This is a genomic window from Sulfurimonas sp. (genome assembly GCF_041583195.1).
Lineage (GTDB): Bacteria > Campylobacterota > Campylobacteria > Campylobacterales > Sulfurimonadaceae > Sulfurimonas.
The window spans coordinates 1-19,626 of record NZ_JBFHGL010000001.1 but is presented as its reverse complement, the minus strand read 5'-3'; the positions used below and the strand labels follow the sequence as shown (position 1 = coordinate 19,626).

The following is a 19,626-nucleotide window of genomic DNA, read 5'->3' as shown; positions in this document are numbered from 1 at the left end:
GTAAAATATGGATGAATTTCAAGAGATACTGCAGGACTTTTTAGTTGAGTCTTTTGAGTTAGTTGAAAAGTTAGATGAAGATTTAGTTGAATTAGAATCAAATCCTGAGGATTTAGAACTTTTAAACGGTATTTTCCGTGTAGCACATACTATTAAAGGGGCGTCTTCATTCCTAAATATGGATGTTTTAACGCATTTAACACACCATATGGAAAATATTCTAAATAAAGCTAGACACGGTGATCTAGTTATCACTCCTGATATTATGGACGTAATTTTAGAATCAATTGACTTAATGAAACGTCTTTTAGAGACTATCCGTGATACGAGCAGTGACGGTGGTGTTGATGTAAGTGACTGTGTTGCTAAACTTGATAAGATCGACGGTGGTGATGGAAATGTTGACACTCCTGTTGTTGAAGCTGCACCTCAAGAAACTCCTGTTGAAGAGGTTCCTGCTGAGGAAGAAACACCTGCTGAAGATGAACCAGATTATGAAAATATGAGTGATGATGATGTTGAAGCTGAAATTGCTAGGCTTTTGGCTGAGCGTCAAGCTGAAGACAAAGCTAAGAGGGAAGCTAAAATTGCAGCTGGAGAGAGTGTTCCTTCAGCACCACCTTCTCCTGAAGAAGTTGAAGAGAAAAAAGAGGAAGCTAAAGAAGATACTGCACCGCCACCGCCACCGCCTCCACCACCACCGCCATCTAAGCCAGAAGCAAGTAGTGGAGCAGATGAAGACCCAAGAGCTAGTGCTTCTAAGTCAGCTCCTGCGAAAAAAGCTCCAACTGTTGAGCAAACAATTCGTGTTGATGTAAAAAGACTTGATCACTTAATGAATCTAATCGGTGAGCTTGTACTTGCGAAAAACAGATTAATTAAGATAAATGACGATGTAGAAGAGCGTTATGAAGGTGAAGAGTTCTTAGAAGAGTTAAACCAAGTAGTATCTATTGTTTCTTTGGTAACTACTGATCTTCAAATAGCGGTTATGAAAACACGTATGCTTCCTGTGGGTAAAGTGTTTAACAAGTTCCCAAGAATGATTCGTGATTTAACTCGTGAATTAAGTAAAAAAATAGAACTAGAGATCTCGGGTGAAGAGACAGAACTTGACAAATCTATCGTTGAAGAGATCGGAGATCCTTTAGTACATATTATCCGTAACTCATGTGATCACGGTGTAGAGAATCCTGATGTTCGTGTAGCTGCCGGAAAAGATGAACAAGGTACAATCAAGCTAAAAGCATATAATGAAGGTAACCAAATAGTTATCCAGATCGATGATGATGGTAAAGGTCTTGATGCAGAGATGCTGAAAAACAAGTCTTTAGAAAAAGGTATTATCACTGAAAAAGAAGCAGATCAGATGTCAGATAAAGAGGCATTTGCTCTTATCTTTAAACCTGGTTTCTCAACTGCTGCGCAAGTAACGAATGTTTCTGGACGTGGTGTTGGTATGGACGTTGTTAAGACAAATATCGAAAAACTAAACGGTATTATCGATATAGATTCAGAGGTTGGTGTAGGGACTTCTATTAAGTTAAAAATCCCTCTAACTCTTGCTATTATCCAAGCACTACTTGTTGGTGTTCAGGAAGAAGCTTATGCAATTCCATTAGCTTCGGTTATGGAGACAGTTAGAATATCTACAGATGAAATATATACGGTTGAGGGAAGAAGTGTTATGAGACTTCGTGATGAAGTTTTATCGCTTGTTCATATAGGTGATATTTTTGAAGTTGAACGCATTATTGATGGTGGTGAACATGCATATGTAGTTGTACTTGGTCTTGGTGCGCAAAAACTCGGTCTCATTGTTGATACACTTGTTGGTCAGGAAGAGATAGTTATTAAATCTCTTGGAGAATACTTAAAAGGAATTGATGGTATTGCCGGTGCTACAATCCGTGGTGATGGTGGTGTTACACTTATTGTTGATGTTGTTGCACTTATGGAGATGGCAAAAGGTGTTAAATCAACAATAGGTCAAAGTTCATCTTCTGGTGAAGATGGTGGTTCTAAGGAGAAAACTCAGGCAAGTGACTATGTTGTTATGATCGTAGATGATTCTAAAACAGATAGAACTATTATGAGAAAGGCGATGGAGCCATTAGGTGTTACACTTGTTGAAGCTAGTGATGGTCAAGAAGCATTAAATATCTTAAAACAGGGTGAACATACTTTTGATGCAATGCTTATAGACATTGAAATGCCGAGAATGGACGGATATACACTAGCTACTGAGATAAAAAAATATAACAGATATAAAAACCTACCGCTTATAGCCGTAACATCTCGTACTGGTAAATCTGATCGTATGCGTGGTGTTGAGAGTGGAATGGTTGAATATATCACTAAACCATACTCAGCTGACTACCTATCAAGTGTAGTTCAAAGAAATGTAAACTTTAAATCGGAGTTCTTATCATGAGTGAAAAATTAAAAGATGTAATAAATAAACAAAGCCAGCAGCAAAACGAAGATGAGAGTTTAAGCCAACTAGATGACATAGTTCAGCTAGTAGGATTTATAATAGGCGATGAAGAGTATGCAGTGCCTATTTTATCGATTCAGGAGATCATTAAGCCTTTTACATGGACACGTGTTCCTCAAGTTCCGGCTTACGTAAAGGGTGTATTTAATATGCGTGGTGCTGTAATACCCTTAATAGACTTACGCCTTAAATTTGGACTGAATGAACAAAAACACAGTGATGAGACACGTTTTATAGTTATGAAACACGGTGATGAAGTAGCAGGTTTTGTTATAGATAGGCTAACTATGGCACTACGTATTAAAAAAGCAAACATAGGACCGGCACCTGATACAATTAATGCTGAAGACTCTTTAATAGACGGTGTAGGAAAAGAGGAAGATAGAATTATCACTATTTTAAAGCCGGATAAACTTTTAGAAAGAGATTTCTAAAAATAAAATTTTATGAATGACAAGCTAGAAATACTAACTGAGCATTCCGGACTCACTCTTAAGTTTAAGGGTGAGTTTAACCTTTATAAAGTCTCTAATTATGAGGCTAAAATCAAATCAATAAACTATACTTCTTTTAACAATATCGTTATAGATTTAAATGATCTAACTTTTTTTGATACAACGGCTGCCATATTCTTGGAAAAATTTATGAAAAGTCTGGAAACTCAACATATATCTTTTGAACTGTTATGTAATTCTGATGATATATTAGACACTATAAATCTAGTAAAAAAATATTCTTCGACTCCATCTAAAAAGAAAAAGAAAAAGAGTTTTTTAGAAGCAATCGGTAAGCGTGCTTATAATAACTTTCTTGGTTTTATGAGTTTCTTTGCATTTTTGGGAAAACTGTTTTCTACAAAACTTCACCTAGTTAAAAATTTGCATAGTATAAGATACAAAGAGACAGCTTTTGAGATTAATGAAAGTGCTGTAAAAGCTCTTGGAATTATTGCCCTTACAAGCTTTTTAATAGGACTTGTAGTAGCTTATCAAGGAGCTTATCAGTTAAAAACATACGGTGCAAATATCTTTATAGTTGATATGCTCGGTATTTCTATTATGCGTGAATTAGCACCTATAATTACAGCCATTGTAATAGCTGGGAGAAGCGGAAGTGCTTATACGGCACAGATTGGTGCAATGAAGATAACTGAAGAGTTGGACGCTATGCGAACTATGGGTTTTGATCCATATCTGTTTTTAGTATTGCCTAGAATTATTGCACTAATGATAATGATGCCGATTCTTATATTTATATCTGATATTATGGCGATCATAGGTGGTATGATTGTTGCCAATATTGATCTTGATATTACGGTAAATATGTTTTTAGACAGATTTTTGGTAGCTATCGATGTTAGACATTTTTATGTAGGTATAGTTAAGGGGCCATTTTTTGCATTCTTGATCGCCACTATTGCAATATATAGAGGAATGGCCGTAAAGGATGATACGCAAAGTATAGGTTTTAACACTACAAAGAGTGTAGTAGAGTCTATATTTGCCGTAATAATGTGTGATGCAATCTTTTCAATAATCTTTACTAATTTAGGTATTTAGATGAGTATTATAAGTGTAAAAAATTTAGTAACTAGATATGGTGATACTGTTATTCACGATGGCTTGAACTTGGAGATAAAAGAGGGTGAGATTTACGGTCTATTGGGCCCAAGTGGATGTGGAAAAACTACACTTTTACGTGAGATGGTTATGCTGCAAAAATACTTCTCTGGAACTATAGAGGTGTTAGGACACAATCTAAATTATATATCTCAAGATGAAGCGCAGGAATTAAGACAAAAATGGGGAGTTCTATTTCAAGCCGGAGCGCTGTTCTCATCACTGACTTTAGCTGAAAACATAGCGCTTGGTCTTGTAGAGTACAGTGATCTAAGTAAAAAAATGATCGAGGAGATAGTTGCATTTAAAATAAATATAGTCGGCTTAAAACAATCAGACGCATTACTTTATCCCTCACAAATATCAGGCGGTATGAAGAAAAAAGCAGCACTTGCACGTGCCTTGGCACTAGATCCTAAACTTTTATTTTTAGATGAGCCTACAAGTGGACTTGATCCGATTTCTGCAAGGGAATTTGATTCATTAATTTTAAAATTAAGAGAACTTTTGGGGCTTAGTGTAGTTATGGTATCGCACGATTTAAAATCAATTTATAATACATTGGATAAAATAGCTGTTATAGATAATAAAAAAATTGTTTATGAAGGTTCGCTCGATAATATCAAAGATGAAAAAAGTGAATTTATTCGTACATTTTTCAAGGCAAACTTATAAATGAATAACAAAGTAAACTATACGCTTATCGGAATTCTTGTCGTTATAGGCCTGGCAATGATAGTTGTATTTTCTTATTGGTTATTGCAACCATCACAAGAAAGGGCGATGAAAAATTATTATGTATATTTTGATGAATCTGTACTTGGTTTAAACATTGAAGCACCTGTAAAGTTCAGAGGAATTGATGTTGGAAAAGTCTCAAAAATAAACATTAATCCAAAAAATACGGAGCAGGTTCAAGTAACTGTTAGTATATTGAAAACTACACCTATTAAAACTACTACAAGGGCAAAACTAACTTCGCAAGGTATTACCGGTTTAAGTTATATTAACTTGACAATGGGTGAGAACGGGACTGAGCTTTTAGAAAAAAGCGATGGGGAAAGATATCCTGTAATAAAAAGTACCCCTAGCTTTTTTGAGAAGTTTGAACTCTCGTTTGGTGATGTTTCAAAAAACCTTTCAAAAACTCTTGATGGCACTCAGGCACTATTAAATGAGGAAAATCAAAAGCAAGTAACGATAATTTTGAACAGATCTGCCAAGTTTATGGATAAGCTTGATAGGATGTTTAATGAAAAAACTATAAAACATTTTCAAAACTCTATAGAAAACATTGAATTAACAAGTGCAAAATTAAATATTATGATGCCAAAAATAGAAAATTTTATTGAAAATAGTGTAGAGTGGGAGAATAAACTAGCTGCTAATTTTCAAACTATTATGAAAAGTTACATGGGTATTAAAGGTTCTATGGATGTTTTTAAGGCTTCTGTAGCAAGAGGTGATTTTAATATTAAAGGTATAACAAGCGAGTTGGTTCCAAATATTAACAATACACTTTTAGAGATGCAACAGTTGATCATCAGGATGGATTCATTGGCTGAACAATATGAAAAAAGTCCTGGAGATATACTTTATAAAACACAAGAGATCAATAAAGGACCAGGAGAATAATATGGGAAAATATCTACTGCTAAGTTTATTGTTTTTATTTACGGCTTGTTCAACAAAGGTTCCGACAATTGTTAAGTATAAAGTCTCGCCTAATATAAATCTTGCTAAAACTGAGGAGTCTGCTTGTAGTTCTAAAAGTGCTAAAGTTGCCTTGGCATTTACAAACTCATCTTTAATATCAAAAGATATGAGCTACGTAAGGGGAGATTCAAAAGTTTATGAATATTCAGAATCGGCTTGGCTAAACAATCCTAATTATGCGGTTTCAAATGAACTTATAAAGATGCTAAGAAATATTGAACTGTTTAAAAGCGTACAAGAATCAAAATCAAGAAGTATGGCTGATTTGATTATAGAAGTTAATTTGGAAGACTTTATGCAGTATTATTCTAAAGATCTAAAAGAATCATACTCATTGGTTCAAATAAATTTCTCAATTATAGATTTCAAAACATCACAAGTGATCTCCACAAAAACTTTTAGATCAAAAGTAGACTCTAAAACACTTGATGCAGATGGTGGTGTAAATGCTCTAAATGCAGCTTTAACAAATATACTTAGTGAGAGTTCAGATTGGTTTGTTAAGGTTTGTAGATGATCAAAGAAGACGAATACAAAGAAAGACGCGACACATTAGTCTCTAAAATGTCTAAAAACAGCATAGCTGTGATTTTTTCTAACAGTTATAAAACACGTTCAAACGATACCGAATATCCTTATAGACAGAACAGCAATTTTTACTATATGACCGGTTTTAAAGAGGATAATGCAACTCTCGTTTTAATTAAAAAAAATAAAAACTACAAGTCAATTTTATTTGTAAATAAAAAAGATAAAGTAGATGAGCTGTGGAACGGAAAAAGGCTTGGTGCTAAAGAAGCCAAAAAAAGGTTTTTAGTTGATCAAGTATATACAGATGATAAGTTTGAAGAAAAATATAAAGAGTATATCAGTGCCAAGAAAAGTTTATATTTTGATTTTGATCTGACATTTTCAAAAGCTGATCTCTTAAAAAAACATTCAAGAAATATATCAAATTATAAAAATATAGCACCTATTATTCAAAAAATGCGCTTAGTTAAATCAGATTCAGAGATAAAACTTATAAAAAAAGCGATAAATATTACAAAAGATGCTCATTTAAGAGCGATGAAATTTAAAAAGCAGGATCGATTTGAGTATGAACTATTAGCTGAAATAGAACATAGTTTTAAAAGTCAGGGTGCTTACAGCGATGCATATACATCTATTATTGCAGGTGGAAACAATGCAAATACACTGCACTATATTGAGAATAATAAGCCATTTAAAAATAATGATTTAATTTTGATAGATGCAGGTTGTGAATATGAACATTATGCTAGTGATATAACTAGGACAATTCCTGTAAGCGGTAAGTTTACTGAGGAGCAAAAAGAGGTATATAACTTAGTATTAGACACACAGTTAAAAGTCCTAGAGGCAATAAAGCCTGGTGTAAAAAGAACTAAATTACAAAAGATTGCCGTAAAGTGTTTAACTGAGTCTCTTGTAGAGCTAGGTATATTAAAAGGCGATATTAAAAAACTTATAAAAAAAGAAAAATATAAACCTTATTATCCACATGGAATAGGCCACTGGATGGGTATAGATGTTCATGATCAGTGTCCTTATAAAGATGAAAACGGAAAAGAGATTGTTCTGGCAAAGGGAATGGTTTTAACTATTGAACCTGGACTTTACTTGGATATAGATGATAAAAAGGTGCCGCAAAAATATCGTGGAATCGGAATACGTATAGAGGATGATATATTGCTCACGGATGATGGCTATGAAAACTTATCGGCAGATATTATAAAAACAGTAGAAGATATAGAAAGTATAAATTAAGAGGAAATAGAGTTATGAAATACCCGGAGTTTTTTGACACGCTTCCAACGATCACTTTAAAAGATGAACTAGCAGAGTTTTTAGGAAGTATAGATGATGGTATAGTTGAGTTTAGTTATTTAGACGTTGTAAAAAATGCAGGACATTCATGTCCTACAGTTGCTGGTGCCTATATAATGACACTTGTTGGTTTAAAAGAGTTATATAAAGATGAAACTCCTGTCCGCGGTGAGATCGTGATAGAGTATGCTTCTGATGAAAATGATGGTGTAGCAGGCATTATCTCAAATGTAATGAGTCAAATTACAGGTGCAACGAAAACACTTGGCTTTAAAGGGATTGGAGGTGAGTATATTAGACATTCACTTGTTAGTTTTAATGCTCTTATTGATTCAAGTGTAAAGTTTAAAAGAAACGATACTAATGAGAGTGTTGAAATTACTTATAACCCTGATGTTATTAAGCCTGATCCAGCCCAAGCAGAACTAATGCAAAAACTGCTTAGAAATTTTGCGACAGATGAAGAAGCCAAAGAGTTTAAAAAACTTTGGCAGGGTAGAGTTAAAAAGATTTTTGAAAATATAGATAAAGTAATAACAATAAAGTCTTAACTCCCATAAGAGTAAGACCAACCTGTTAAACCTTCAGTTTTTGCTTCAAAAAACTGGTCAGAATCCCCTAAAAAATCTATTACGTGCATAACAGTGTGTGGGATTGAATTTTGATCTTCTGGTTTTATCAGAAGTAGCGGCATAGGTGTATCTTGTGCGGCACTTCTACCAAAACCAACAGGCATAAGCTGACTCATAACTTCAGATGGATTTGTAATGTTGTTCTCATCGCAAAACTTATCTAAAATTGCATCTTTGATATCTTGAGAAAACACATCTTGTGTATTTAAAAATATAGTAAATTGGATAGGTGTGTCTTTAAAATGACTCGGTGCAGGTGTAGCAAGAATAGCATATTCAACATTTTTTAAATGTGCTTCGATCTCTATTGGATCTAAATAACTATCTGTATTTATAGCATGTGCAACTGGCATTTTCTTTCCTTGTTCTTTTTGCGAAATTTTATCATTTTGTGGTATATCAATTGCTTAAAAGATAAGTATGAAATTTATTGAAGCATTAAAACTTAGAAGCAAGTTGTTGTTTTTACTGGTATTAATAACTTTTGGATTAATAGCCATTTCCGTTATAGGTACAGCTAATGTTAATGCAATGAAAAAAAATACGGACTCACTTTATTTTGGTTCACTAGTACCTATTTATGAACTAAATGAGATTGTACAGATCTATAATGGTGAGTTGTCTGCCACAGTTTTTAAAGCAAAAGCTTCAGAGATAAATTCAGATGAATTCTATTCCGATATAACAAGTTCGTTAGAAAAGATACAAAAAATATGGAAAAGTTATGAGAGTCATTTTAAAAGAGATGAAGAGATTCAATATGTAGAGTATGTCTCTATGGAGATTAAAAATACAAATATATATTTTGAAAAATTACTAAAATATGCGAAAGACGGACATGGATTTGAAAATGTATCAATACAACTCTTAGAGGAAAAAATACAGCACATTTATAAAAGTATAAAAAAACTTATAAACTATGAAGTAGATGTTGCAAAATATGAAAGAAAGAATTTTTTAGAAAATTATGATGCAACTTTAAAGCAACTTGGAATTGTTTTATTAATGGTTATTTTTGGACTACTTGTTATTTCATATCAAGTATTTAAAAGTATACAAGATGATCAAACTGAGCTTGAAGTTGCCCATAAAAAACTAAAAAAAGCTAATAAAAAACTAGAAGATGCTTCATATACAGATTCTCTTACAAAACTACATAACAGACGTTATTTTAACATGGTATATGAGAGAGAATTTAAACGTGCTAAGCGCTCTAAAAAACATTTTACTTTTATGATGCTAGATATTGATTACTTTAAACAATATAACGATACTTACGGGCATGTAGGGGGTGATAATGCTTTGAAAAAAGTAGCTTCTGCTTTAAACTCGATTTTTAAACGACCTAGTGATTATGTGTTTAGGTTAGGCGGTGAAGAGTTTGGAGTATTGATGAGTGAAACAGATCCTCATAACAGCTCGAAAATGGCTCAAAAAATATGTGATACTGTTTTAGGACTCAAAGTTGAACACAAAGCTAGTCAGGTAAATGATTATGTTACTATATCAGTCGGTGTAGTATCTTGTATAGTTCATCCTTCAATCAATGAAGAATATATAATTACCAAAGCAGATAAGATGTTATATAAAGCAAAAGAGAATGGACGTAACAGGTATATATTATCTGCAAATGAATGCTCTTAAAGAGCATCCTCTCCATTAATAATTACTTTTGAAATATTGTAACGGTGAAGTATGATATGAATAGGCAGTTCCTCATTTGGTTCAACATCCAAATCAAGAACGATCATATCTGCATTTTTACCCTCTTTGATCTCTCCCGTATTTAAACCAAGTGCATCTGCAGCATCTATAGTAACACTTTTTAAAAGTTGATTTGCTAAAGTTAAAAGTGGTTGGTCAGTATGCATAAATAGAGCTACTTTCATCTCTTCAAACAGGTCAAGCTTATAGTTTGAACTAAGTCCGTCTGTAGCTAAGATCCAGCGGATATTTTTTTCATTTAATGTCTTAATATCTAGTGCGCCGTTTCCAAGAAGTCTGTTTGAAATGGGGCAGTGGATAATCGTTTGGTTATTTTTGGAAATACTATCAAGCTCTTTCTCATTAGTTTTAGTTGCATGAGTAAAAAGTGCCTTATGATCGTCAAAATACGATAAAAACTCATCAGAATCACAAATAGCATTACTTTGTTTTAGAAGCTGTTCAAAAAAGTCTTTAAAATCACCGGAACTTTTATCTAACCAATCTCTTTCAGCTTGAGACTCCATAAAGTGAGCTGTTAGTTGAAGGTTTTCATTTTTAACAAGTTCAAGTGCTTTTTTTACTAGAATAGGATGAACAGAATATGGAGAATGGATAGCGACTGCAGGATAAAAACCTTCACGTTTTACAGCTTTTGATGAGTCTAGTCGTGCTATAAAATCACCGTATAAAGCATCAGCTGCTGCAGCTTGACTTCCTATAAGTTCATTAAAAAATACAACATTTTGTTTAGCATTTTCACACGCTTCAAGATCCATCGCATGTGATGAAATTGCACCAAAAGTTGTAATTCCGGACCTTAACATTTGATCAATAGCTTTATTCATACACTCTTTTGAACATCCGTTAATCAAATCCTCACGGTTTTCTATTACGCTGTAAAGCCAAGATATAAAATCACCGTAAGAAAGTTCTGTTTTATTGCCGCTAAATTCTATATGAACATGTGCATTTATAAGTCCTGGCATAAGTAATGAGTTTTCTCTTAGTGATGTAACTTTTGCATCTGGAAATTCATCTAAGAGTTCTTCGTATGGTGCTATTTTTTTAATAGTTTTATCGTAAGCTACGGAGAGGTTAGTAACAACTCTGTCTTCTAGTAATATATAATGGGGTGTAATAATTCGCATTTAATTTCTTTGGAGTGGTTTAGTTGCGTAATTATACATCATTTGTTAAAAATCAATCAACTTTAATATTCTATAAGATAAAATATCTCTTTAAAGTCTAAATACAAGGTAAAAAATGAAAGTAGTAGTTATTCAAGGTCCAAACTTAAACATGTTAGGTGTAAGAGAACAACAAATTTACGGACCGATGAAATTAGAACAAATCCATGCTCAAATGAAAGAGTTCGCGGGACAGAACAATATAGAAATAGAGTTTTTTCAGTCAAATTTAGAGGGTGAGATTGTTGATAAAATTCAAGAATGTTACGGTGAAGCTCAAGGGATTATCATTAACCCTGCGGCATATACTCACACATCAATTGCTATTCGTGATGCGATCAGTGCAGTAGCTATTCCGACTATTGAAGTTCATATCTCTAACATTCACCGTCGTGAAGAGTTTAGAAAAACAAATATGGTAGCACCTGTATGTGCATCGTCAATTGTTGGTTTTGGTCCGTTTGGTTACCATTTAGCTATGGTTGGTATGACTCAAATTATGCAAGAAATTGCTGCTGCACAAGCTGCTCAACAGCAAGCGCAACAACAAGCTCAATAAGGTTTGTTAGTGTATCTAAAGCGTAAATTAAATGATGAACTTAGTATATATAAAGGTTTACGTTACGGATATAAAACTTCCCAAAAATCAACTTATAGACATCAAGTCATAGTTGGAATCGGCGGGAATACAGGAGATGTTAAACGCAGATTTGAACATCTCTTTTGTTTTTTTAAAAAAAGTAATATGGTTGAAGTTTTACAAACATCATCAATACTGAAAAATCCACCGTTTGGATTTTTAGAACAGGATGATTTTTTTAATGCTTTAATTGTGTTAAAAACAAATATGCTGCCAATGCAGATTTTAAACTATCTTCAAAAAGTTGAAAAAAAGTTTCGAAGAGTAAGAACTTTTGCCAACGCACCTAGGAGTTTAGATTTGGATATCATTTTCTATGATAATATTTGTATGAATAAAGAAAAATTAACTCTCCCTCATCCAGGGTGGAATAAAAGAGACAGCGTGTTGATACCTTTAATGGATTTGTATAGATGAAGATTTTAACTTTTAGCGGTAATAGCCCCTCAGATGCACTTAAAAAAGCCAAAATGGAAGTTGGCGATGAGGGTATGCTTATTGAGACTCGTGAAATTCAAAAAAAAGCACTTGGAAAAGAGCCTCTTTATGAGATAGTAATCGGTATAGATGAAAATGATATACCATCAAGTTATCAAAAGCCGAAAAAACCTCTTCAACAACAAACTCCTCTTAGACAGGAGAGTGAAGATATATTGCTTAATATTTCAAAATCAGCTGAACAGATTTCTCAAATTTCAGATGTTACAAGACCTCAGTTTGATTACACCGATAAAAAAACGCAGACAGTTCAAAATCTAAATTTAGCTGAACCAAAAGAGCTAAAAGAGATCAAAAACCAGATTAATAAACTCGGTGATAAAGTTAAGCTAATCCAAGATATGTTTTGGGATGAAAAAGCACCTGAGCTTGAGAGTCAGATTCCACCAGAGTTTGCAGAGATCTATAAGCTATCTGTTCAAAGCGGAATGGATAGAAAACATCTAGATGCTATTATGAGAATGACATTAGAGCATATGCCTCTTCAGATGCGTGAAAACTCAACTACGGTAAAGAGATATTTTCAAACACTGCTTAGAAAAGTGATTCCTATAAGGATGGAGACAAATCCAAGTATGGGAAGCAAGAAAGTTATTATGCTTGTTGGTCCTACAGGTGTTGGGAAAACAACATCTATAGCAAAGCTTGCTGCAAGATATTCATTTTTGATGCAGAAAAAATACAAGGTTGGTTTAGTTGTTTTAGATACTTACCGTATTGGTGCAGTTGAACAACTGATGCAATATGCGAGAATGATGAAACTTGGGATTGAGACGGTTGTTGATCCTCCTGAATTTTCGGCTGCACTTGAATCGCTTAAATACTGCGACTATATTTTGATCGATACAATGGGATCTAGTCCGTATGATAAAAACAAAATAGAGAAGATTTATGAGTGTTTAGCTGCAAATAGCACAGATTACAGTGTTGATGTAGTTTTAACTATGCCTAGTTCTATTAAATATGAAGATATGCTGGTTACTTATGAGAATTTTTCATCTTTAGGTGTAGATACATTGATGTTTACAAAACTAGATGAAACTAAAGGCTATGGAAATATCTTTTCACTTGCTTATGAGACTAAAAAGCCGATCAGTTATTTCTCAGTAGGACAAGAGGTACCTGAAGATCTTGTATGTGCAACAAGTGAGTTTTTAGTAGAATGTATGCTTAACGGATTCAACAGGAGCAAAGCATGATGGGACATCAGGCTGAGAAACTAGAAGAATTAGTAGCATCATCATCTAAAAAAAGATCTCGTAATACCCGTTTTGTAGCTATTACAAGTGGTAAAGGCGGTGTAGGAAAAAGTACTATAAGCTCTAATCTTGCATATATGCTTTCAAAAAGTGGATTAAATGTCGGTATTTTTGATGCAGATATAGGGTTGGCAAATTTAGACGTAATGTATAATGTAAAAATTAAAAAAAATATTTTACATGTACTAAAAGGTGAAGCAACTGTCCAAGATATTCTTATACCTGTAACTAGAAATCTTATTTTAATTCCTGGTGAGAGCGGTGATGAGATTTTAAAATATGCAGATAAAGAGTTGTTTGAAAGATTTATGCAAGAGGCTGAGATTTTAGATAAGCTTGATGTGATGATCATAGATACAGGTGCAGGAATTGGTGAACATATTCAAATGTTTTTAAATGCTGCAGACGATGTAATCGTTGTAACTGTACCTGATCCTGCTGCAATTACGGATGCATATGCCACTGTTAAAACAATTTCAAGCTTGAGAAATGACATAGGGATGATTCTAAATCAGGTTAAGAGTGAAAAAGAAGCAATGGCGATATTTGGAAAAATCAGACAAGTTGCCCATTCAAATATTTCACCTAATCTTAACTTGGAGTTTTACGGAAAGTTAAATGAAGACGTAAAAGTTTCATCTTCGATCAAGAGAAGAGAGCTTTTTTGTGTGAGTGCTGAAAACTCTTCTGTATATAAAGACTTAGAACAAATAGCTAATAAAATTATAAGGAAATTGGAACGAAACGTGCTAGTTTCTGCTGATGAGAGTGGCTTAAGTGGATTGTTTAAACGCTTAATGCAACATTTTTAGAAATAATAATGAGGTATATATGTTAGGCGAAAATTTTGTGTATTTTTTTACAGTTCAAGGTTTTTTTATAGGTATAATCTTCGGTGTACTAAAGTCTTTTGACGCTGAAGGTCTATTACTTTATACTTTTTTCATAACTACATTCTTTTACCTTTTTTCACATGTAATTATCGCTTTTTATTTCAAAACAATTGCTTTAAAAACGTATATGTTTCCAAAAGATATACATGAGAGACATTTAGATATTTTTGTTGAAGAGATTGATAGACGTGAGAAGCTTATTGATTCAGCTATGAAAATAACAGACGAAGCAATAAAAGTAAATAAAGAGATGGGTGCCCAAAATGCATAACGGTTACCATAGCGATATCAAGCATAAAGAAGATGAACTAGCTATACAATATCTTCCTGCTGTTAAAGCTATGTCTTTTAGACTAAAAGAGAGACTTCCTAGTTCTGTAGACTATATGGACCTCTCTGCAATAGGTACCGAAGAATTGATTAAACTAGCTCGCAGATATGATGAAAAATTAAATGATTCGTTTTGGGGTTATGCTAAAAAACGTGTATATGGAGCTATGCTTGATTATCTAAGAAGTTTAGATATACTTAGCCGTGCTAGTAGAAAGTTAGTTAAACAGATCGACTATGCTGTTGAAGAGTATATGGTTGAAAACGATGAAGAACCTACCGATGAACAGCTTGCAGAGATGCTTGATGAGAGTGTGGATAAAGTTCATGAGGCTCGTATAGCTTCAAGCATATATACAGTTATGCCTCTACATGATCAACTTCAAGTCGGTGATGAAGGTGCTGCGTTAGCAAAAGTTGAAAGAGATGAACTTGTAAGTGTTGTTAAAAAAGTTATTGGTACTTATAGCGAACGTGAACAGATGATCATTCAACTATACTATTTTGAGGAACTAACTTTAAAAGAGATTAGTGAAGTATTAGATATAACAGAATCTAGAATATCACAGATTCATAAGTCTATATTACAAAAAATTAAACAAAGCGTAGGAAGCGAAAATGGCTGATATATTAAGTCAAGATGAGATAGATTCCCTTTTAGATGTTTTAGAGGACGAAGGCGGAGATATTCCTGATTCGACTGAAGAACTATCTCAGCCGCAAAAACAAGCTACATTATATGATTTTAAAAGACCAAATAGGGTTTCAAAAGAGCAACTTCGTGCATTTCGTGGTATACATGACAAGATGGCACGTTCATTGGCTTCTCAAATATCATCTATAATGCGTTCAATCGTTGAGATCCAACTTCATTCAGTTGATCAGATGACATATGGTGAGTTTTTGATGTCTTTACCAAATCCTACAAGTTTTAACGTGTTCTCTGTAAAACCATTGGAAGGTAGTGGTGTTATAGAGATTAACCCTACAATAGCATTCCCAATGCTTGACCGTCTTCTTGGCGGTAAAGGTGAGCCTTTTGATGCATCACGTGAGTTTTCAGATATTGAACTATCACTATTTGAATCAATACTACGTGTTATGATGGGTACTTTAAAAGAGGCTTGGGGACCTGTTATGGAGGTTTATCCAAACATAGAATCAAAAGAATCAAGCCCTAATGTTGTTCAAATTGTTGCTCAAAATGAGATCGTTGTAATGGTTGTTATGGAGATAATTATTGGACATAGTTCAGGTATGATGAACATATGTTACCCTGTAATATCTCTTGAACCTGTTCTGCCTCGTCTTGCTTCACGTGATTTGATGCTAAACGAGACGAGTTCTAAGAAAAGTAGAAATACAGAGCTTCAAGTTTTACTTGGTGGTGCTAAGGTAACTCTTGAAGCAAATCTTGGTAATGCTGAACTCACTATGCGTGATATTTTGGAGCTAAAAACTGGTGATGTTGTAAGATTATCGGAAGCTGCAAATGATATAGTAACAGTATCAATTGATGGTAAAGACAGATTCCGTGGTGAGATAGGTCTTAGAAGATTTAGAAAGTCAATACAGGTAACAGAAGTTATAGATACAGAAAAAGATGCAGTTAAACGTGCATTAGAAAACTTTGAGAAAAAACGTCATGAAAAAATTTCAGGTGTTGCTGAAATAATAAATGATGTAGATATAGGTGAATAATATGAGTGATTTTATAAAATTATTAGAAAATGAAATTGTTAAAACTGTTGAAAGTATGATTGGAGTTGCTCCGTCTTTAACTTTAAAAGAGCAGCAAGAATTAAATATGATGGCTAATATCATTCCACCTATTGTGCTTATTAAGTTAAATGTTAGTGGTGCTGTAAATGCAAAGGCTATGGTGGCTGTTACTCCAAATCTAGCAGCAGCGTTGTCTGATCTTATGATGGGGGAAGAGTTAGCAAATAGAGATAGTGTGAATGAAGATGATCTAGACGGTGCTAAAGAGACTTTTAGCACGGTATTTGGAACAATAAATACAACACTCTCTTCTCAAAATGAAATACCTGTTTTAAAATTCGAAGTTGAAGACATAGAATATGTTAGTGATGACAATGAAGTAAGTTTAGAAGAATATGCAAATATGCATAAGTATGATTTTAAAATAGAATCAATTGATTCACTGCTTATGTTTATAATAGATGAAGATTTAGAACAAACACTGTTTGGTGGAGGTCCTGAAGATTCATTACTAGACAATCATATGCCGTCAAGCTCTCTGCAAGACATTGGAATAAACGATGCAAATTTAACTCCTGGTGAGATCAACAATATATCTCTTATTATGGATGTTAAACTACCTGTTCGTGTTAGAATTGGTAAAAAGAAGATGTTATTAAAAGATGTTCTTAACATGGATATAGGTTCTGTAGTTGAACTTAATCAACTAGCAAATGATCCATTGGATATTTTGGTAGATAATCATATAATTGCTCAAGGTGAAGTTGTTATTGTAGATGGAAACTTTGGTATTCAAATAACAACAATAGGAACTAAAAAAGAAAGGTTAGCTCAGTTAAAGTCGTAAGTATATGAAAAGAAATGAAGAAGTAAATAAAAAATATGTAAGAGATATTAAATCTGCGGATACATGGAGTGTATTTAGAATTATTGCGGATTTTGTAAAAGGTTATGATGAATTAGGGGAAATGGGTCCTACTGTTACGGTTTTTGGAAGTGCAAGAACACCGGAGAGTGATTTTTATTACCATAAAGCAAGAGAATTAACAAATATGCTTGCTAAAAGAGGTTTTAATATTATGAGTGGTGGTGGTCCAGGTATTATGGAAGCTGCTAATCGCGGTGCACATGAACAAGGTGGTGTTGAATCTGTAGGATTAAACATAGACTTACCGTTTGAGCAGATTGCAAATCCATATACAACAATAGATTTGAATTTTGATTATTTCTTTTCTAGAAAAGTTATGTTGGTTAAGTATTCAATGGCTTATGTTATTTTTCCAGGTGGTTATGGAACATTAGATGAGTTGTTTGAAGCACTTACATTGATTCAGACAAAGAAAACTACAGGTGTTAAACTGTTTGTAGTTGGAGAAGAGTTTTTTTCACCGCTAATGGATTTTATAAAAACTAAACTCTTAAAATCAGGAATGATAGATCAAGCTGATGTTGATTTGATCTGTTTAACAGATGATTTGGAATATGTTGCTAATGAGATTGAAAAATCTTTAAATAACCAAATTGGTATCTTAGAAGATGAAGGTCTTGAAGATACTACATACTTTAAATCACTAAAAAAGTTTTTTGAATAATATTATGAAAAAAGTATTAGTAGGTATGAGTGGTGGTGTAGACTCAACCGTTACTGCATTGTTATTAAAAGAAGATGGTTATGAGGTTGAAGGTTTATACATGAAACTTCACTCAAAACCTGGTTATCATGAAGTTCATCTTGCACGTGCTCAAAAAGCTGCAGATTTTGTAGGAATTAAGTTACATGTATTAGATCTGCAATATACTTTTAATGAAAAAGTATTTCAACCTTTTATAGATACATATGAAAAAGGTCAAACACCAAATCCATGCGCACTTTGTAATAGAAATTTAAAATTTGGTGAGATGATCAAGTTTGCAGATAAAATTGGAGCTGATTATTTAGCAACTGGACATTACATTAAGACTGATGGTAAGTATTTTTATGAAGCTGAAGATGATACTAAAGACCAAAGTTATTTTTTATTTTATGTTAACAAAGATATTTTGCCAAGACTGGTTTTTCCACTAGGTGAGAGAAAAAAATCAGATATAAAAGATTTTGCTGCATCTATAAAAGGATTAGAATCTTTTGCATCACAAGAAGAATCATCTGAGATATGTTTTGTTGATACTACATACACTGACCTGTTAAAAGATTATGTTGAAGTTGATAAGCCGGGTGAAGTCTTAGATACAGATGGAAATGTAATTGGTGAGCATAAAGGTTATATGCATTACACAATAGGAAAAAGAAAAGGTTTTACAGTTAATGGAGCACACGACCCACATTTTGTATTAAGTATAGATGCTAAAAAAAATCAAATTACTGTTGGTAAAAGAGAAGATTTAGCATGTAATTATGTTGAATTAGAAAACTTAAACATGTTTAATGATGAAAAAGAATTTGATACACATGTAAAACTAAGATACAGAACAAAAGCTGTAGCTTGCCATGTTATTATAGAAGGCAATTGTGCAAAAGTAACACTAAAAGAAGATGTACTCGGTGTTGCAGAAGGTCAAGCAGCAGTATTTTATGATAACAACAAACTTTTAGGTGGTGGTTGGATTACAAAGACTGCTAATAAAACAGCATAAAAAGTACGTAAAAACATAACATTAAAAAAACTTCTAGATTTCTTGAAAACACTAAGCTTATATTAAGTAAATTCCTCCTATAATTCTGCTCCACAAACGGAAGAGACATTTGAGAGAGTGTTTCGATAGACGCTTTGAGTTGAAGGGTCATTTAGAAGTTTGAGATCATTGAAAACTAAGTAAGTAGACTAACTGAGAACTATTAAAAAATAGTTATTAGTTTATAGAGTTTACTTTATAAATATAATAACAACAACCGTCTATTAACTTTTATTTATTTAGAAATTAATAGATACTTTACGTCTAATACTATTTATAGTAATTAGATAATACAAAGCCAAAGATTTTGATCTTGGGCAAGGTCAGTAATTCATATTATATGATCTTTCTGTAATAACAATTATGGAGAGTTTGATCCTGGCTCAGAGTGAACGCTGGCGGCGT

The 19,626-nt window shown here is 33.3% G+C and carries 21 protein-coding genes; 19 read left to right on the top strand and 2 right to left on the bottom strand.

Annotated features, from left to right (window positions below; genetic code table 11):
• Nucleotides 1–7: 7 nt before the first annotated feature.
• The 8 genes from ABZA65_RS00105 to ABZA65_RS00070 are packed head-to-tail and all read left to right on the top strand — an operon-like array spanning nt 8 to nt 8,231.
• Nucleotides 8–2,434 (top strand): chemotaxis protein CheW, encoded by a 2,427-nt coding sequence (locus ABZA65_RS00105; protein WP_373069318.1) that lies wholly within the window; start codon nt 8–10, stop codon nt 2,432–2,434.
• Nucleotides 2,431–2,931, top strand: coding sequence for a chemotaxis protein CheW (locus ABZA65_RS00100; RefSeq protein ID WP_373069316.1), 501 nt, complete (start codon nt 2,431–2,433; stop codon nt 2,929–2,931). The genes ABZA65_RS00105 and ABZA65_RS00100 overlap by 4 nt, the downstream gene beginning before the upstream one ends.
• A 12-nt stretch (nt 2,932–2,943) precedes the next feature.
• A complete protein-coding gene (locus ABZA65_RS00095; RefSeq protein ID WP_373069314.1) occupies nt 2,944–4,056 on the top strand; it encodes an ABC transporter permease in 1,113 nt (370 codons plus the stop codon).
• Complete coding sequence (locus ABZA65_RS00090) at nt 4,057–4,791, top strand: ABC transporter ATP-binding protein (protein ID WP_373069312.1); 735 nt, start codon at nt 4,057–4,059, stop codon at nt 4,789–4,791.
• Nucleotides 4,792–5,751 carry an MlaD family protein gene (locus ABZA65_RS00085; protein ID WP_373069310.1) on the top strand — a complete coding sequence of 320 codons (960 nt, stop codon included), beginning with the start codon at nt 4,792–4,794 and terminating at the stop codon, nt 5,749–5,751.
• Between the two features lies 1 nt (nt 5,752).
• On the top strand, nt 5,753–6,349 hold the full coding sequence (locus ABZA65_RS00080; RefSeq protein ID WP_373069308.1) for a hypothetical protein: 597 nt from the start codon (nt 5,753–5,755) through the stop codon (nt 6,347–6,349).
• On the top strand, nt 6,346–7,620 hold the full coding sequence (locus ABZA65_RS00075) for an aminopeptidase P N-terminal domain-containing protein (RefSeq protein ID WP_373069306.1): 1,275 nt from the start codon (nt 6,346–6,348) through the stop codon (nt 7,618–7,620). The genes ABZA65_RS00080 and ABZA65_RS00075 overlap by 4 nt, the downstream gene beginning before the upstream one ends.
• 14 nt (nt 7,621–7,634) lie before the next feature.
• Nucleotides 7,635–8,231: an FmdE family protein gene (locus ABZA65_RS00070; protein WP_373069304.1), complete on the top strand. Its 597-nt coding sequence runs from the start codon at nt 7,635–7,637 to the stop codon at nt 8,229–8,231.
• Here the strand turns inward: ABZA65_RS00070 and ABZA65_RS00065 are convergent.
• Nucleotides 8,228–8,665: a hypothetical protein gene (locus tag ABZA65_RS00065; RefSeq protein WP_373069302.1), complete on the bottom strand. Its 438-nt coding sequence runs from the start codon at nt 8,663–8,665 to the stop codon at nt 8,228–8,230. The two genes, ABZA65_RS00070 and ABZA65_RS00065, sit on opposite strands and share 4 nt — an antisense overlap.
• 67 nt (nt 8,666–8,732) lie before the next feature.
• Between ABZA65_RS00065 and ABZA65_RS00060 the strand changes: the two genes are divergently transcribed.
• Nucleotides 8,733–9,956, top strand: a complete 1,224-nt coding sequence (locus tag ABZA65_RS00060; RefSeq protein WP_373069300.1) for a diguanylate cyclase — start codon at nt 8,733–8,735, stop codon at nt 9,954–9,956.
• Here ABZA65_RS00060 and ABZA65_RS00055 read toward each other — a convergent pair.
• Complete coding sequence (locus ABZA65_RS00055) at nt 9,953–11,167, bottom strand: metal-dependent hydrolase (protein WP_373069298.1); 1,215 nt, start codon at nt 11,165–11,167, stop codon at nt 9,953–9,955. The genes ABZA65_RS00060 and ABZA65_RS00055 overlap by 4 nt on opposite strands.
• 115 nt (nt 11,168–11,282) lie before the next feature.
• On the opposite strand from ABZA65_RS00055, the gene aroQ reads away from it, so the two are divergent.
• The 10 genes from aroQ to mnmA are packed head-to-tail and all read left to right on the top strand — an operon-like array spanning nt 11,283 to nt 19,182.
• Nucleotides 11,283–11,765, top strand: a complete 483-nt coding sequence (gene aroQ / locus ABZA65_RS00050; protein ID WP_373069296.1) for a type II 3-dehydroquinate dehydratase — start codon at nt 11,283–11,285, stop codon at nt 11,763–11,765.
• A 9-nt stretch (nt 11,766–11,774) separates the two neighbouring features.
• Nucleotides 11,775–12,263, top strand: coding sequence for a 2-amino-4-hydroxy-6-hydroxymethyldihydropteridine diphosphokinase (gene folK, locus ABZA65_RS00045; protein WP_373069294.1), 489 nt, complete (start codon nt 11,775–11,777; stop codon nt 12,261–12,263).
• The gene (gene flhF, locus ABZA65_RS00040) at nt 12,260–13,543 is read left to right on the top strand and encodes a flagellar biosynthesis protein FlhF (protein WP_373069292.1); all 1,284 of its coding nucleotides are present in this window, start codon (nt 12,260–12,262) and stop codon (nt 13,541–13,543) included. Before folK ends, flhF begins: the two co-directional genes overlap by 4 nt.
• Nucleotides 13,540–14,415, top strand: a complete 876-nt coding sequence (locus ABZA65_RS00035) for a P-loop NTPase (RefSeq protein WP_373069290.1) — start codon at nt 13,540–13,542, stop codon at nt 14,413–14,415. The genes flhF and ABZA65_RS00035 overlap by 4 nt, the downstream gene beginning before the upstream one ends.
• 37 nt (nt 14,416–14,452) lie before the next feature.
• The gene (locus ABZA65_RS00030; protein WP_373069288.1) at nt 14,453–14,767 is read left to right on the top strand and encodes a hypothetical protein; all 315 of its coding nucleotides are present in this window, start codon (nt 14,453–14,455) and stop codon (nt 14,765–14,767) included.
• A complete protein-coding gene (locus tag ABZA65_RS00025; RefSeq protein WP_373069286.1) occupies nt 14,760–15,452 on the top strand; it encodes an RNA polymerase sigma factor FliA in 693 nt (230 codons plus the stop codon). Before ABZA65_RS00030 ends, ABZA65_RS00025 begins: the two co-directional genes overlap by 8 nt.
• Nucleotides 15,445–16,527 (top strand): flagellar motor switch protein FliM, encoded by a 1,083-nt coding sequence (gene fliM, locus ABZA65_RS00020; RefSeq protein WP_373069284.1) that lies wholly within the window; start codon nt 15,445–15,447, stop codon nt 16,525–16,527. Before ABZA65_RS00025 ends, fliM begins: the two co-directional genes overlap by 8 nt.
• 1 nt (nt 16,528) lies before the next feature.
• On the top strand, nt 16,529–17,395 hold the full coding sequence (gene fliY / locus ABZA65_RS00015; RefSeq protein WP_373069282.1) for a flagellar motor switch protein FliY: 867 nt from the start codon (nt 16,529–16,531) through the stop codon (nt 17,393–17,395).
• 4 nt (nt 17,396–17,399) lie between these two features.
• A complete protein-coding gene (locus ABZA65_RS00010; RefSeq protein ID WP_373069280.1) occupies nt 17,400–18,140 on the top strand; it encodes a TIGR00730 family Rossman fold protein in 741 nt (246 codons plus the stop codon).
• A 4-nt stretch (nt 18,141–18,144) separates the two neighbouring features.
• Entirely contained in the window at nt 18,145–19,182 is a 1,038-nt protein-coding gene (gene mnmA, locus ABZA65_RS00005) for a tRNA 2-thiouridine(34) synthase MnmA (RefSeq protein ID WP_373069278.1), read from the top strand.
• Nucleotides 19,183–19,626: the final 444 nt, after the last annotated feature.